The 14,054-nt window shown below is 46.3% G+C and carries 15 protein-coding genes; 9 read left to right on the top strand and 6 right to left on the bottom strand.

Features of this window, described 5'->3' with window-relative positions; translation table 11 throughout:
* Positions 1–93: 93 nt before the first annotated feature.
* The 3 genes from BN3003_RS06755 to BN3003_RS06745 all read left to right on the top strand — a co-directional run bounded on the left by BN3003_RS06755 (position 94) and on the right by BN3003_RS06745 (position 2,872).
* The gene (locus tag BN3003_RS06755) at positions 94–1,422 is read left to right on the top strand and encodes an MFS transporter (RefSeq protein WP_058355881.1); all 1,329 of its coding nucleotides are present in this window, start codon (positions 94–96) and stop codon (positions 1,420–1,422) included.
* Between the two features lie 31 nt (positions 1,423–1,453).
* A complete protein-coding gene (gene dapA / locus BN3003_RS06750) occupies positions 1,454–2,344 on the top strand; it encodes a 4-hydroxy-tetrahydrodipicolinate synthase (protein ID WP_058355880.1) in 891 nt (296 codons plus the stop codon).
* A 339-nt stretch (positions 2,345–2,683) separates the two neighbouring features.
* Entirely contained in the window at positions 2,684–2,872 is a 189-nt protein-coding gene (locus BN3003_RS06745; protein ID WP_058355879.1) for a hypothetical protein, read from the top strand.
* Between the two features lie 136 nt (positions 2,873–3,008).
* On the opposite strand, the gene BN3003_RS06740 is transcribed toward BN3003_RS06745, so the two are convergent.
* The 3 genes from BN3003_RS06740 to dmpG all read right to left on the bottom strand — a co-directional run bounded on the left by BN3003_RS06740 (position 3,009) and on the right by dmpG (position 6,790).
* A complete protein-coding gene (locus tag BN3003_RS06740; RefSeq protein WP_058355878.1) occupies positions 3,009–4,046 on the bottom strand; it encodes a GlxA family transcriptional regulator in 1,038 nt (345 codons plus the stop codon).
* Between the two features lie 247 nt (positions 4,047–4,293).
* Positions 4,294–5,994: a D-lactate dehydrogenase gene (gene dld / locus BN3003_RS06735; RefSeq protein ID WP_058355877.1), complete on the bottom strand. Its 1,701-nt coding sequence runs from the start codon at positions 5,992–5,994 to the stop codon at positions 4,294–4,296.
* 37 nt (positions 5,995–6,031) lie between these two features.
* Positions 6,032–6,790, bottom strand: coding sequence for a 4-hydroxy-2-oxovalerate aldolase (gene dmpG, locus BN3003_RS06730; RefSeq protein WP_324609301.1), 759 nt, complete (start codon positions 6,788–6,790; stop codon positions 6,032–6,034).
* 132 nt (positions 6,791–6,922) lie between these two features.
* Here dmpG and BN3003_RS06725 point away from each other — a divergent pair, with 132 nt between their 5' ends.
* On the top strand, positions 6,923–7,549 hold the full coding sequence (locus BN3003_RS06725) for a hypothetical protein (protein WP_147645370.1): 627 nt from the start codon (positions 6,923–6,925) through the stop codon (positions 7,547–7,549).
* Positions 7,550–7,725: 176 nt separating this feature from the next.
* On the opposite strand, the gene BN3003_RS06720 is transcribed toward BN3003_RS06725, so the two are convergent.
* Positions 7,726–8,445, bottom strand: coding sequence for an IS3 family transposase (locus tag BN3003_RS06720; protein ID WP_082625585.1), 720 nt, complete (start codon positions 8,443–8,445; stop codon positions 7,726–7,728).
* A protein-coding gene (locus BN3003_RS06715) for an IS3 family transposase (RefSeq protein ID WP_407701093.1) occupies positions 8,442–9,580 on the bottom strand; the annotation gives its coding sequence in 2 pieces (ribosomal slippage) (positions 8,442–9,343 and positions 9,343–9,580; 1,140 coding nt in all). Before BN3003_RS06715 ends, BN3003_RS06720 begins: the two co-directional genes overlap by 4 nt.
* A 463-nt stretch (positions 9,581–10,043) precedes the next feature.
* Here BN3003_RS06715 and BN3003_RS06705 point away from each other — a divergent pair.
* From BN3003_RS06705 to BN3003_RS06690, 3 genes are all read left to right on the top strand, one after another.
* Positions 10,044–10,322, top strand: a complete 279-nt coding sequence (locus tag BN3003_RS06705; RefSeq protein WP_058355568.1) for an IS3 family transposase — start codon at positions 10,044–10,046, stop codon at positions 10,320–10,322.
* Between the two features lie 59 nt (positions 10,323–10,381).
* Positions 10,382–10,738 (top strand): IS3 family transposase, encoded by a 357-nt coding sequence (locus tag BN3003_RS06700; RefSeq protein WP_058355873.1) that lies wholly within the window; start codon positions 10,382–10,384, stop codon positions 10,736–10,738.
* A gap of 22 nt (positions 10,739–10,760) precedes the next feature.
* Positions 10,761–11,899 (top strand): IS3 family transposase gene (locus tag BN3003_RS06690; protein ID WP_407701090.1). Its coding sequence is split into 2 segments (ribosomal slippage): positions 10,761–10,998 and positions 10,998–11,899, totalling 1,140 coding nucleotides; the frame shifts between segments, so codons are not numbered across the junction.
* 3 nt (positions 11,900–11,902) lie between these two features.
* Here the strand turns inward: BN3003_RS06690 and BN3003_RS06685 are convergent.
* Positions 11,903–12,571, bottom strand: coding sequence for an SDR family NAD(P)-dependent oxidoreductase (locus tag BN3003_RS06685; protein WP_082625584.1), 669 nt, complete (start codon positions 12,569–12,571; stop codon positions 11,903–11,905).
* Between the two features lie 243 nt (positions 12,572–12,814).
* On the opposite strand from BN3003_RS06685, the gene BN3003_RS06680 reads away from it, so the two are divergent.
* Together BN3003_RS06680 and BN3003_RS06675 are read left to right on the top strand one after the other, a co-directional pair.
* Positions 12,815–13,483, top strand: coding sequence for a YagK/YfjJ domain-containing protein (locus BN3003_RS06680; RefSeq protein WP_058355872.1), 669 nt, complete (start codon positions 12,815–12,817; stop codon positions 13,481–13,483).
* A gap of 263 nt (positions 13,484–13,746) precedes the next feature.
* Complete coding sequence (locus tag BN3003_RS06675; protein ID WP_058355871.1) at positions 13,747–13,959, top strand: hypothetical protein; 213 nt, start codon at positions 13,747–13,749, stop codon at positions 13,957–13,959.
* The last annotated feature ends 95 nt before the right edge of the window (positions 13,960–14,054 follow it).

The raw sequence follows: 14,054 nt of genomic DNA, 5'->3' as shown, positions 1-14,054 counted from the left end.
CTGCGGTGTCTGTGCATTCGTCACAGCCCTAGGGAAAGGTTTGCCTGCTGTAAACGCATCACCACCATAAAACCATCACAAAGGAGAAATCACATGAGAACAAGCAATGCATCCATCGAAGATGCTCCCCTCAACCCGTTTCACCAACGTTTGACCCTTGCCGTTGGCGGCGCCTCATTGATGGATGGCTACATCCTCAGCATCATCGGCGTGGCCTTGGTGCAAATGACCAGCCAATTGCAATTGAGCAATTTTTGGCAAGGCATGATTGCCACTTCGGCTTTATTGGGTATTTTTGTCGGCGGCTTATTCAGCGGCTGGCTCACCGACCGCTTTGGCCGCCGCAAAGTGGTGTTTGTGGCGCCGTGCGTGTTTCTCATCGCCTCGGTGTTGCAATTTTGGACCGACTCGCCCATGGTGATTTTCTTATTGCGCTTTGGCATAGGCCTCGCCATTGCCATTGATTACTCTGCTGCCACCAGTTTGTTTGTCGAATTTGTGCCCAAAAAATACCGCGGCTCGCGTTTGGCTGGCTTCACCATTTTGTGGTTTACCGGCGCGGCCATGGCCTATATTTTTGGCGACATCATCTTGCACAACAGCGGTGAACACGGCTGGCGCTGGGCTTTGGCCAGCCCCATCATCATCGGCGTGTTCTTGTTGCTGTCTCGCCTCAATACTTTGGAATCGGCACGCTGGCTCATCACCAAAAACCGTGCCACCGAAGCCGAAACCATCATCCAACACGTGTATGGCACAAACTACTCTTTGGCCAATCTGCCCGAAACGTCTGCCCAACAAAAACTGTCTTTGCGCGACATGTTGCGCATGGGTTATGGCAAACGTTTGGCCTTTGTCAGCATTTTTTGGACTTGTGCCGTCATTCCGGTGTTTGCCGTGTACGCGTTTGCCCCGAAAGTATTGGCAGCCTTGAAATTAGAAGGCGCTTGGGCGGCTTACGGCTCGGTGGCCATCACGCTGTTGTTCGTAGTGGGCTGCATCGTGGGCACCCAACTCATTGATGTCTTGGGCCGCCGCAAAATGCTGATTCACAGCTTTTTGTGGTCGGGTCTCGCCTTATTGTGCTTGGGCACTTGGGCCGATTCGTCTGAAATGGTGGTGTTGGTGTTCTTCGGTGCGTATGCCTTGTTCATCGGCGGCGCCCAAGTATTGGAATTGGTCTATCCGAATGAAATCTTCCCCACCGAGCTGCGCCCTTATGCCATGGGTTGGGGCGTCTCCGCCTCCCGCATAGGCGCCGCCATCGGCACATTCTTGGTCCCCGTATCTTTAGACAGCATCGGCATAGGCAACACCATGTTCATTGCCGCTGCCGTGACCTTCATCGGCCTCGTGGTTGCCATCGCTTGGGCACCCGAAACCAAAGCCAAAGATTTGGCTGAAGCCGCCGCCTTACATTAACCCTCATTCACCCAACACAGGAGCATCACCCATGAAATTACAAGGCATATACGTCCCTTTGGTTACCCCATTCACCGTCGATAACCGCATCGACTACCCCGTTTTAGAGCAATTGGCAGAATTGATGATACAAAAAGGCGTGGCCGGCATCGTCGCCTTTGGCACCACCGGCGAGTATTACTCGTTCAGCGCCGCCGAGCGCGCCGAAGTCTTGCAACGCATTGCCGCCGTGGCCCAAGGCCGGGTGCAATTGATTGTCGGCGTCAATGATTTGTCCACCGCAGGCAGCATAGAACACGCCAAAACAGCCAAGCAATACGGCTACCAAGCCTTGATGCTGAGCGCACCACCCTACAGCTTGCCCAGCCAAGCTGGCATTATTCATCATTTTGAAACCGTGGCTGAGGCGCAAGACTTGCCGATTATCATGTACAACTACCCCGACCGCATCGGCGTGAGCTTGGATTTCGACACCATCAACCACTTACGCCAACACCCCAATATCATTGCCATCAAAGAAAGCAGTGGCGACTTCAATTTTGCCTTACAAATGTTACAGGCCGCATGGCCAGACTTTGAGGTGATGTGTGGCAGCGATGGTTTGGCCACCGATTTCTTCTTCTGGGGTTCACACTCATGGATTAGCGGTGCCGCCAATGTCTATCCAGACGAACACGTGGCCTTGGCCAGGGCCGCATTGGCAGGCGATTGGAACACTGCCCGTGCGCAAATGCGCCACATGTATGCGGGCATACGCTCGATGGAGTTGGGCGACTACAATCAAAAAGCCAAATTAGGCATACAGCGTTTTGGTTTGGAAGCCGGCTCGGTGCGCATGCCTTTGGTCGATTTGGATGCAAAGGCCAAGGCTGAATTTTTGCAATTGTTAACCAGCGCCAACGACCACGCTGACATGGCCTAAGCCTTATCACCTGCAAATAAGCGGCCTGTAACGGTACAGGCCGCTTATTTTATGGTTATGAATGACAAAGGTTTCTAAAAACCCGACACACACGGATCAGGGAATTTCATCCTGTAAATCCGCATTTGCTTGATCTGTCGCACAGAATTTAAGCACTTCATTTTAAAACTTATTAACATTACGCAATTTTTACTACAGACAAATCGCTGTTATTGCGATTATAATGATTTGATGCATTGCAACAAAGGCCAAGCGCCAAGCTGCGGTGCACAACTCTCTCAATTGCCCGAGCTACCCAATCAAGCTCAAGGCTATCAATCAATGTGCCATGGAGAACATATGACACTCATCGAACAATTCAAGTCTTACGCCAAAGAAAACCATGGCTTAGATGACCATGATTTAATCACCGTCGGTGACAAATTCCGTAACCCCAGCGTTCACGCACAGTATGTGACGTGGTCTGAAGCGCAAAACTCTGGCAAACCCCATCGCAATTCCCATTACCATATCGGCGCACCGCTGTAGTGCGACTGTGATAAAAAAATCGGGCCCACTGCCCGATTTTTTTATGTGTGCATGTTTGGCGTAATGTCCTTATGAATATGGTATTGCCTTCATTTATATTTGTATAAATACACTAAGATTGTCATGCATACATTGGTCAATCCGCCTTATTCACCACCGCACTATGGTCTTCATCATGGGCAGCACTGAGAAAATGATCGGCTTTTTGGCCGCGCTTGCGGTACGCCCGCGGCGTTTCGCCATAGACTTTGCGAAACCACAAAATAAAATGCGACACATCGGCAAAACCGCATTCAATCGCGATATTGGTGATGTAGGCATTGGTGTTGGCCAATAAACGGCGCCCATGTTCCAAACGCAGCTTGCGCCAATAGCCTGCTGGCGTTTCTTGCGTATTCAGCACAAACAAACGGTGCAAATGGCGTGGATACGTGCCTATGTGCTCGGCCACATCTTTGAGCTGGGCATGGCTGTCCAAATTGGCCTGCATGTAAGCAATGGCTTTGAGCACCATTTTATTGGCATAGATAGGCGCATCACCCATGGCAGCCGTGGCGCTGTTCACACTCTCATCTTCATCGACCAGTAGGTATTCCAAACTTTTCTTCGCGCGCTTTTCGCCGCAATGTTGCCGTATCAAAAATGCGGCCAAATCAATGGCCGTGCCACCTGGGCAGGTGATGATGTTGTGGTCGTTGACATACATGCGGTCGCTGAAAACCTGCACTTGCGGAAACAAGGCTTTGAATTCGGCAATGGTGGTGAAATGAATCGCGCATTGCTTGCCATCCAACAAGCCTGCCACGCCCAAGATAAAACAGGCCGAATCCAAGGCAATGATGGGAATATTGGCCGCATAAGCGGCCTGTAAAGCCTGCAATAACTCAGGCTTGGGATGGCGCGCCGGTCCCAGCAAACCACTGGCCAGCACGATGTAATCGTAATCATTGAACAAATTGAAGTTTTGCGTGGGTACCACTTGCATGCCGCAACTGGCGGTTACCGCCTGATTGTCCAGCGTCATCCAATCCCACTGACAATAGATTTGCAAACTGCGAAACGACTCGTCCGCCGCAAAACGCAGCGACTCCACCAAGCCCGCCACCGGAGCCAAGGTAAACTGCTCAATGAGCACAAAACCCACGCGCAAATCGGGTTTGATTGCCTGTTCCATGTCTGCCCACCTCCACTGCCACCATTGAAGTAATGGCTGTCATTATGGCGCAAACACCGCTACAGCACAGCTTAATTCCCATGCAGCCAGTAAACATGTCAGCACCGGCGCAATAAGCCTCATCCTATTTACACATAAAAAACCGACTCAATGACTGGGGATGAGCCGGTGGAAAGAAGAAAACAACCCTACTGGACATTTACAGGCCGCATTGATGATTCAAGCGGCCTGTAAATCCATGCTGACTTTAATGCCAATGCTTGCACTTACTGGTTTTGCCTATGCCCGGATTGAACACATTGGTCGGGTCTAGCTGCTGCAAAAATGCTTGGTAACCCGCCGTAGCCTCATACACATGGCCAACATTGTGCTCCGCAGGGTATTGCGCCCCACGTGCGCGGAACAAGGCCAACATGTCGTTTTTAAACTGCTCCGTATCCACACCGGCTTTGACGATGAATTCTTGGTGCGCCACATAACAGAAAAAATGCCCACAAGAAGAATTGAACTGAATTTGCTGTTGCAAGGCTTCGGGTATGTCCAATAACCATTGCGTGTCATTCGCCCGCAAAGCCACGTCAAACGTGACAATGCGCTCATTCGGATTGAGGCCATGCAAGTCACAATAACTGCTCAAACAACTGCCCACACCAAAACGGATTAAAAAGGCATTCTCAGCTTCGGCAGCATTGCATTGAAAATATGCACCATCGTGGTGTTGAAAATGCTGTTGCAACAGCTCTGTCACCTCTTGCAATTGTGTGGCATCAATCTTCAACATCAAATGGTGTTCGTACTGCTGGCGGTAGGCTTGAATTCTCGGCGCCACAGCACCGGGAATGAACACACTGGCAGCCTGTATCAACTTGTCTAAAGCATTGCTGGGCAGCAATGGCAGCTTGCACAATGCGGCCTGTAATTTCTTTTTCCAGCCAAACAACTGTGGAATCTTATCAGCGCCCAAGTATTGCACCGCCTTGTAAACATATCGTGCATAGCGCACGGTCAAATCCATGGCGCCACGGTGGATGTATTCGGCTTGATACGGCAAATCGCTCATGTGCGTTAACAGGCTGCGGCGCAAGGCGATGAGTGAGGCTTGGCTATGTGATCCGATGTAAAACACCTCGCTGCGCCCTGCTTTGGCAAACGTGGGCAAACGCACCGCAAACACCGCCAATTTGCCAGCACAACCAGCACTGTTGTGCAGATAATCGGGATTACCATTGAAACGGGTAGGCTCATCGGCATCCACTTGTCGCAGTTTGTCGGCGTAATCGTCGGCCCAAATGCGTCCCTGCCATTCTGGGTGCTGGCCAATTTGGTAGTTTTGCGCACTTAAATTGGCGAAAATTTGCTGTGGGCTCTCGCCCAAGTCTATGCCCAACTCATTCACCAATTCCAATTCACCGTTGGCATTCACCCGCGCAAACAGTGATTTCTCGGTAAACGCAGGGCCGCGGCGTATCAAAGAACCACCAGAGTTGTTGCACACACCACCGATGACCGAAGCACCGATACAAGAAGAACCAATGACCGAATGAGGCTCTCGATCATGCGGTGCCAATGCTTGCTCCAACTCGGTCAAACTGGTGCCAGGGAACGCCAATACCTGTTGCTGCTCATCCAATAAGTGCACCCCTTTGAGGGCATTGGTGCTGATGATGACAATATCGCGGTCATAAGCATCACCATCAGGAGTAGAACCACCGGTCACACCGGTATTGGCCGCCTGCGGGATCACAATCACATCGGCATCGACGCAGGCTTGTAAGACTTGCCACATTTGCAACAGGGTTTGGGGCAACACCACTGCCAAACACGCGCCACCGCCCAAACGAAATCCGGTTGCAAACGGTTTTTTGTGTATTTCTTGCGTCAACACCTTGGCCGAGCCGACGATGGCTTCCAATGTGGTGATTAAGTTTGCTGTTTGCTGATTATTCATGCTTTATGTGCGGGGGACTGGCCCCCTTTCTCAAAGTTTATTGCGCGTTAACCAAGTCCAAAGCCACATCGACTATCATGTCTTCTTGGCCACCGACCATTTTGCGTTTGCCTAATTCCACCAAAATATCGAAAGTAGAAAGTTGGTATTTCTGCGCTGCCGCTTCAGCATGGCGTAAAAAGCTGGAATACACACCTGCATAACCCAAGGCCAAGGTTTCACGGTCTACCCTTACAGGCCGGTCTTGTAGCGGACGCACGTAATCGTCAGCAATATCAATCAGCTGTTTCATGTCACAACCGTGCTTAATGCCTAACTTGTCGGCTGCAGCGATAAAGACTTCCAATGGCGCATTGCCCGCTCCAGCTCCCATGCCGGTTAAGCTAGCATCCACACGGTCACAGCCATGCTCAACGGCCACGATGGAATTGGCCACGCCCAAACTCAAATTGTGGTGTGCATGTATGCCTGTTTGGGTATCGCTGTTTAGCACGTCTTTTAAAGCTTTAAAACGGTCGGCAATGTCGTACATATTCATCGCCCCACCAGAATCCACCACATACAAACACTCGGCCCCATAAGACTCCATCAGCTTGGCTTTCTCTGCCAATTGCTGCGGGCTAATCATGTGGCTCATCATCAAAAAACCCACCGCGTTCATGCCCAATTTGCGGGCGTGTTCTAAATGCTGTTTGGCCACATCGGCCTCGGTACAATGGGTCGCCACACGCACCACGCTGATACCTGCTGCATGCGCATGGGTCAAATCGTGCAAAGTGCCGATGCCAGGGATGATTAAAGTGGCGATTTAAGCAGTAGCCGCACACTGTCAATTGACAAGGCAACTGCCGCCCAAATCACTGCCAGCACACCCAATAAAGTGGTTACCTCAGATATTTTGGGTCCAATATTGGCAGGCAAGGCCAATGTGTCTAACACCTTGGCCGGTTATGGCATCAGCAACGCTTATAACAAAACAGAAGTAGACAACTTGTTGAGCGTTAAAGTCAGCCAATCAAACACACTGGCAGGCTATGGCATCACAGATGGCGTGACCAAAAAAGAGCTACTGACCATTTCAGCAACAACAGCCAGTCTGCCGGAAACCATAGAAAAACCCATTTCACTGGTCACGATTGCCGCCGGCGATGGTATGAAAGACCACTCAGGATTTACATATATTCGGACGACCCAATACGGTGGCAGCATTCAATATTCACAATTGGCAGTACCCTACTCAACCGCATCGGCCCCAAAACTTTATGGTCGCCATTGTTATCAAGGAACAGAAACCGCATGGGGTCGCTTTGATGGTGCCGACTGGAATGCCGCAGCATCAGAAACGGGATACATCTACAACAAGCCAACCACTTTGGCCGGTTTTGGCATTACTGACTGGGTAGCAAAAGCTTACAGCGGCACAGGTAATATCATTGCTGATGCTATTGGTAATGGTGTGCACTCATACGGTGCTGGGGCAACTGATGCAGCAACATGGTTAGATGGTTCATCCATTGGTGCCCAAAAAATGCTGCAATATGGGTCAGCCGCATGAGACAGTCAAATTGTTACGCAAGCCTATGGCGAGTGCACATTTATCCGCTCGCGCCGCACTGCCAACGGGGCATATCAACCATGGAAACGACTTGATGGTGCAGACTTTGCCGCCCCCGAAAAAGCTGCGGGATTCATTGCAAACAAACCCACTGACCTTGCCGGTTATTGTAGTGGTCAAGCCGCGCAGGACACTTTTATCTGAGAATTTTCATACTCCAATGGGCTCATTCCATTGTTGGCTGTATGTGGCCGTTTAAAATTGTAATAATGAATAAATTGCGTGATTTCTTGTTTGACTACACTTTCATTCATGCTCGTGGTATGGCCTAAACCTTCATATTTCAAACTGCCAAAGAATCGCTCTACTACCGCATTATCGTAGCAACATCCCATATCAGACATACTCAAACGCATCTTTAATTGACTGGCTTTCTTAGCGAAGGCTCGACTGGTGTACTGTGAACCTCGGTCGCTGTGAAATACACAGCCATACTGCGGTTGGCGTAAGACATGTGCCTGTTGTAACGCTTGAATCACCAAGTCAGCTTTCATGCGTTCAGCCATACTCCAACCCACAATGCGGCGAGAGAACAAGTCCATCACCACAGCCAGGTAGCGCCAACCTTGGCTGGTTTTGATGTAAGTAATGTCGCCGGCCCAAACTTCATTGGCAAACAACGGTTGGAAGTTTTGATTCAATAAGTTGAATTGAACTTGGTGCCTCTCATTGCGTTTGGTTGTCACCTTAAATGCTTGACGCTGCTGACATACCAAACCCAACTTTCTCATCACACTGCGAACTTTGTACCTTCCGACTTGGAATCCAATTTGTTGTAATAACGCTTTAATTGTGCGAGAACCTATACGTTGTTTGTGTTGCTGTGTAGTGGTCAAGCCGCGCAGGACACTTTTATCTGAGAATTTTCATACTCCAATGGGCTCATTCCATTGTTGGCTGTATGTGGCCGTTTAAAATTGTAATAATGAATAAATTGCGTGATTTCTTGTTTGACTACACTTTCATTCATGCTCGTGGTATGGCCTAAACCTTCATATTTCAAACTGCCAAAGAATCGCTCTACTACCGCATTATCGTAGCAACATCCCATATCAGACATACTCAAACGCATCTTTAATTGACTGGCTTTCTTAGCGAAGGCTCGACTGGTGTACTGTGAACCTCGGTCGCTGTGAAATACACAGCCATACTGCGGTTGGCGTAAGACATGTGCCTGTTGTAACGCTTGAATCACCAAGTCAGCTTTCATGCGTTCAGCCATACTCCAACCCACAATGCGGCGAGAGAACAAGTCCATCACCACAGCCAGGTAGCGCCAACCTTGGCTGGTTTTGATGTAAGTAATGTCGCCGGCCCAAACTTCATTGGCAAACAACGGTTGGAAGTTTTGATTCAATAAGTTGAATTGAACTTGGTGCCTCTCATTGCGTTTGGTTGTCACCTTAAATGCTTGACGCTGCTGACATACCAAACCCAACTTTCTCATCACACTGCGAACTTTGTACCTTCCGAGTTGGAATCCAAGTTGTTGTAATAACGCTGTAATTGTGCGAGAACCTATACGTTGTTTGTGTTGGTTAAACAGAGCTCTGATTTGGATTTGTAAACCAACTTCAACCAGATTTGTCCGTTTAGGTTCCAAGGCATAGTAGGCTGAAACACTTACTTTCATTACTTTGCACAGAGTCTTAATTGGGTAATGGCGTTGATTTTGTTGAATAAAATTGTATCTTACTTCACGTGCTTCGCAAAGTAAGCGCTGGCCTTTTTTAATATTTCTTGCTCCATTCGAAGCTGTTTTATTTCTTTGCGCAATCGCAATAATTCGGCCTTCTCATCATCATTCAATATTGGCTGTTCAGTCAGTTTGGCTTTCCATTTATAGAGCAAAGCTGGAGTGATACCGACTGCTCTAGCAGCATCAGCCACTGAATAACCTTGTTTCAACACCAAATCAACCGTTTCTTGTTTGAATTCATCTGAATGACGGCGTGGGCTCTTTTTTGCCATGATTTTGACCTTTCAAAGGGAATTAATATTCTCTCAGAAATGTGTCCTGTTGTATTAGACCACTACACTGCCTTGTTTGCTTTAACCCGGCCACGTCATATTTCGTTGACAATCAATCTGGATGCAGATGATGGAGGGCTATTTCCGGCATAGCCTCTTAATTGAAAGAAGGTCTACGAAATATTGGAACGAGTATTCATATAACGTGGAATCTGCATTTACTTAATATCGTAGATGGGTTATTAATTATTATTTGGCATTAATGTATGTTAATTGAATAGTAGACTATTTATAAATAGTAACAAGTTAATACATATAATAAATTATTTATAACTAATAACAAGTTAATATATATATAAATAAATAACATTACAAACCTAAATTAAAATCCCCATGTGTAGTGGTCTAATACAACAGGACACATTTCTGAGAGAATATTAATTCCCTTTGAAAGGTCAAAATCATGGCAAAAAAGAGCCCACGCCGTCATTCAGATGAATTCAAACAAGAAACGGTTGATTTGGTGTTGAAACAAGGTTATTCAGTGGCTGATGCTGCTAGAGCAGTCGGTATCACTCCAGCTTTGCTCTATAAATGGAAAGCCAAACTGACTGAACAGCCAATATTGAATGATGATGAGAAGGCCGAATTATTGCGATTGCGCAAAGAAATAAAACAGCTTCGAATGGAGCAAGAAATATTAAAAAAGGCCAGCGCTTACTTTGCGAAGCACGTGAAGTAAGATACAATTTTATTCAACAAAATCAACGCCATTACCCAATTAAGACTCTGTGCAAAGTAATGAAAGTAAGTGTTTCAGCCTACTATGCCTTGGAACCTAAACGGACAAATCTGGTTGAAGTTGGTTTACAAATCCAAATCAGAGCTCTGTTTAACCAACACAAACAACGTATAGGTTCTCGCACAATTAAAGCGTTATTACAACAAATTGGATTCCAAGTCGGAAGGTACAAAGTTCGCAGTGTGATGAGAAAGTTGGGTTTGGTATGTCAGCAGCGTCACGCATTTAAGGTGACAACCAAACGCAATGAGAGGCACCAAGTTCAATTCAACTTATTGAATCAAAACTTCCAACCGTTGTTTGCCAATGANTGTAGTGGTCTAATACAACAGGACACATTTCTGAGAGAATATTAATTCCCTTTGAAAGGTCAAAATCATGGCAAAAAAGAGCCCACGCCGTCATTCAGATGAATTCAAACAAGAAACGGTTGATTTGGTGTTGAAACAAGGTTATTCAGTGGCTGATGCTGCTAGAGCAGTCGGTATCACTCCAGCTTTGCTCTATAAATGGAAAGCCAAACTGACTGAACAGCCAATATTGAATGATGATGAGAAGGCCGAATTATTGCGATTGCGCAAAGAAATAAAACAGCTTCGAATGGAGCAAGAAATATTAAAAAAGGCCAGCGCTTACTTTGCGAAGCACGTGAAGTAAGATACAATTTTATTCAACAAAATCAACGCCATTACCCAATTAAGACTCTGTGCAAAGTAATGAAAGTAAGTGTTTCAGCCTACTATGCCTTGGAACCTAAACGGACAAATCTGGTTGAAGTTGGTTTACAAATCCAAATCAGAGCTCTGTTTAACCAACACAAACAACGTATAGGTTCTCGCACAATTAAAGCGTTATTACAACAAATTGGATTCCAAGTCGGAAGGTACAAAGTTCGCAGTGTGATGAGAAAGTTGGGTTTGGTATGTCAGCAGCGTCAAGCATTTAAGGTGACAACCAAACGCAATGAGAGGCACCAAGTTCAATTCAACTTATTGAATCAAAACTTCCAACCGTTGTTTGCCAATGAAGTTTGGGCCGGCGACATTACTTACATCAAAACCAGCCAAGGTTGGCGCTACCTGGCTGTGGTGATGGACTTGTTCTCTCGCCGCATTGTGGGTTGGAGTATGGCTGAACGCATGAAAGCTGACTTGGTGATTCAAGCGTTACAACAGGCACATGTCTTACGCCAACCGCAGTATGGCTGTGTATTTCACAGCGACCGAGGTTCACAGTACACCAGTCGAGCCTTCGCTAAGAAAGCCAGTCAATTAAAGATGCGTTTGAGTATGTCTGATATGGGATGTTGCTACGATAATGCGGTAGTAGAGCGATTCTTTGGCAGTTTGAAATATGAAGGTTTAGGCCATACCACGAGCATGAATGAAAGTGTAGTCAAACAAGAAATCACGCAATTTATTCATTATTACAATTTTAAACGGCCACATACAGCCAACAATGGAATGAGCCCATTGGAGTATGAAAATTCTCAGATAAAAGTGTCCTGCGCGGCTTGACCACTACACAGCCTCTACAATGTCTCTGGTTGTCCCTCGGTCGCCTTTCACGCGTGCGCTGGCATCGATCCAGCTTTTCTCACCCGGCAGCGCGTCGTCCAAATAAGGCGGATTAATAAGGATTGAACGCAACGGGCTACCGTTAAATTCTTGCCTCAACCCCTCTGCCAGTGCGACCTGCCCTCGCTTTGCCGCATAGAAGGGAACCGAAACCGACTGTAAAGCAGCATTGGGAAGGCCGCTGATGGAACCTATGGTCAACACATCAGGTGATTGTGAGGCCTTGAGCAGAGGCATAATGTTCTGCACGAAAAGAAAGGTTCCAGTAATTGCAGCATTAACTACGTTCAGGACATCAGTTTCCGCGTAGGAGACATCGCTGCTTTCAAGCCACATTGCCCCATTGTTGATTAGAACATCCACATACTCCGTCATGTTAGCGATACTGTCTGCAGCAGCTCGTACACTTGCAACATCAGATAGATCAAGCTGAATAATCTTGGGTATCTTTCCGCCGTGATTGACTACACATTCAGATATCTGAGCTAGGTCTTCTTCACGACGTGCGCACAGGATCAGTTCACACCCCAAAGGCGCTAATGAAAGGGCAAATGCTGCACCGAGTCCACGACCAGCACCTGTCACAACAACAATTTTCTGATTCAGCATCATTCGTATTTCTCCACACTTGGCCTTAGTGTTACTTTAATTTTAAAAAATCATGATGATTCAATGCTCTCATTGGCTCGGAAGCAGTCGACCAATTTGACTGGTAGCGTGCCCATCTAATGTTAGTGGCCTGCCCATGAGCACTATAACAAGTAAACAGACAAGACTGGAATTCGCAGTTCAACTCAAACAGTAAAAAAATATGCAGATGACACATCCTGTGTCTAAACCCGCAGGAATTTCATCATGTCTCGTCGCTTTAATACCATCCTAGAAAATCGTTACAACCTTCATCCTAAACATCGCCAATCTCTCAAAGATCTAATTTACGAAGCAGCTGAAAACTATTCCAAAATACTCCCTATCAGAATTGATTTTCATCTTTCATCTTCTGTTGGCCTTGAAGTAGATAGACAAGACTTTGTAGACTATTGGCACGCCATGCAGAACAATATGCGTCGTAATCAAAGATTTGAACACTTAATAACCTATATCGCTAAATTGGAATACGGGTACAACCGTGGATGGCATATGCACATGCTTCTTTTATTTGATGGTCAAAAAATAAAAGATGACTATTCTTTATCATCAGATATAGGAGAGTATTGGAATCAGGTAGTGGAATCTAAAAAACTACATGAAGGAAGTTATTACGCATGTAATATGGCAAAAAAACGATATGATCAATGTGCACTGAAGATGATCAGCTCCAGTTATGCATTAAACCAAATAAAAAATAATACTAATGCCTATACCGACTTACATGCTCTAATTGATACCACTGAATACCTAACCAAGATAGATCAAAATACTGAAAACTATTTAGCTGAACAAGGCCTTAAGAGAAAACCACGCACTATTTTCTTTGGGCAGATAAAGCTTAAATCTAATGCTGGCAGACCGCGGTTGTTCTGACATTATTATTGAGTCAGCGCATCGTTATAAATCTTCTGCACATTCCATGAGTAGTTGATTTTCTCGCACATCACCCTCCGATATCAATTCTTAATTGATAAGCAGTCATTGTTGCCATTTAACCTCTTACATTTCGCTTAATTTCAAGACAAGTATTTGGATTTTGAGTTTGAAATGTCCTCAGCATATTGACAAAAACCACTTAAAAGGTTGTAATTAGATTTAATAAGTTGTTTATTTAACTGACTGACAAGGAGGAAATAATGGGATTTTGGGATACAGCAGGGAAAGTGGCACAAGGGGCATTGAATGCGATTGAAGAAAAGGGAGCTGAAATTCAGTCCATCAAAATGCGATATGAAGATAAAAGCAGTGGGGAACTACGGGATATTGTCAAAGGAAACGGCTTTTTTTCAGCATCCAATTTGGAAAAGCAAGTTGCATTAAAAATCCTTCGAGAACGGGGCGATGAATAATCCATCCCTAGCCTATTACTTTAACTAATAAATCAACCAGCTACATCCCAATGTAGTTGGTTGATTCTTTAGATACTTATCTATTGAATGTACAA

The sequence above is a fragment of the Vitreoscilla massiliensis genome, assembly GCF_001457815.1.
In the GTDB taxonomy this organism is placed as follows: domain Bacteria; phylum Pseudomonadota; class Gammaproteobacteria; order Burkholderiales; family Neisseriaceae; genus Vitreoscilla; species Vitreoscilla massiliensis.
This window is presented reverse-complemented; position numbering and strand designations above follow the sequence as displayed.

Coding starts and splice junctions, on each gene's coding strand:
- BN3003_RS06755 (WP_058355881.1), top strand. CDS start 94: ATGAGAACAAGCAATGCATCCATCGAAGATGCTCCCCTCAACCCGTTT.
- dapA (WP_058355880.1), top strand. CDS start 1,454: ATGAAATTACAAGGCATATACGTCCCTTTGGTTACCCCATTCACCGTC.
- BN3003_RS06745 (WP_058355879.1), top strand. CDS start 2,684: ATGACACTCATCGAACAATTCAAGTCTTACGCCAAAGAAAACCATGGC.
- BN3003_RS06740 (WP_058355878.1), bottom strand. CDS start 4,046: ATGGAACAGGCAATCAAACCCGATTTGCGCGTGGGTTTTGTGCTCATT.
- dld (WP_058355877.1), bottom strand. CDS start 5,994: ATGAATAATCAGCAAACAGCAAACTTAATCACCACATTGGAAGCCATC.
- BN3003_RS06705 (WP_058355568.1), top strand. CDS start 10,044: ATGGCAAAAAAGAGCCCACGCCGTCATTCAGATGAATTCAAACAAGAA.
- BN3003_RS06685 (WP_082625584.1), bottom strand. CDS start 12,571: ATGATGCTGAATCAGAAAATTGTTGTTGTGACAGGTGCTGGTCGTGGA.
- BN3003_RS06680 (WP_058355872.1), top strand. CDS start 12,815: ATGTCTCGTCGCTTTAATACCATCCTAGAAAATCGTTACAACCTTCAT.
- BN3003_RS06675 (WP_058355871.1), top strand. CDS start 13,747: ATGGGATTTTGGGATACAGCAGGGAAAGTGGCACAAGGGGCATTGAAT.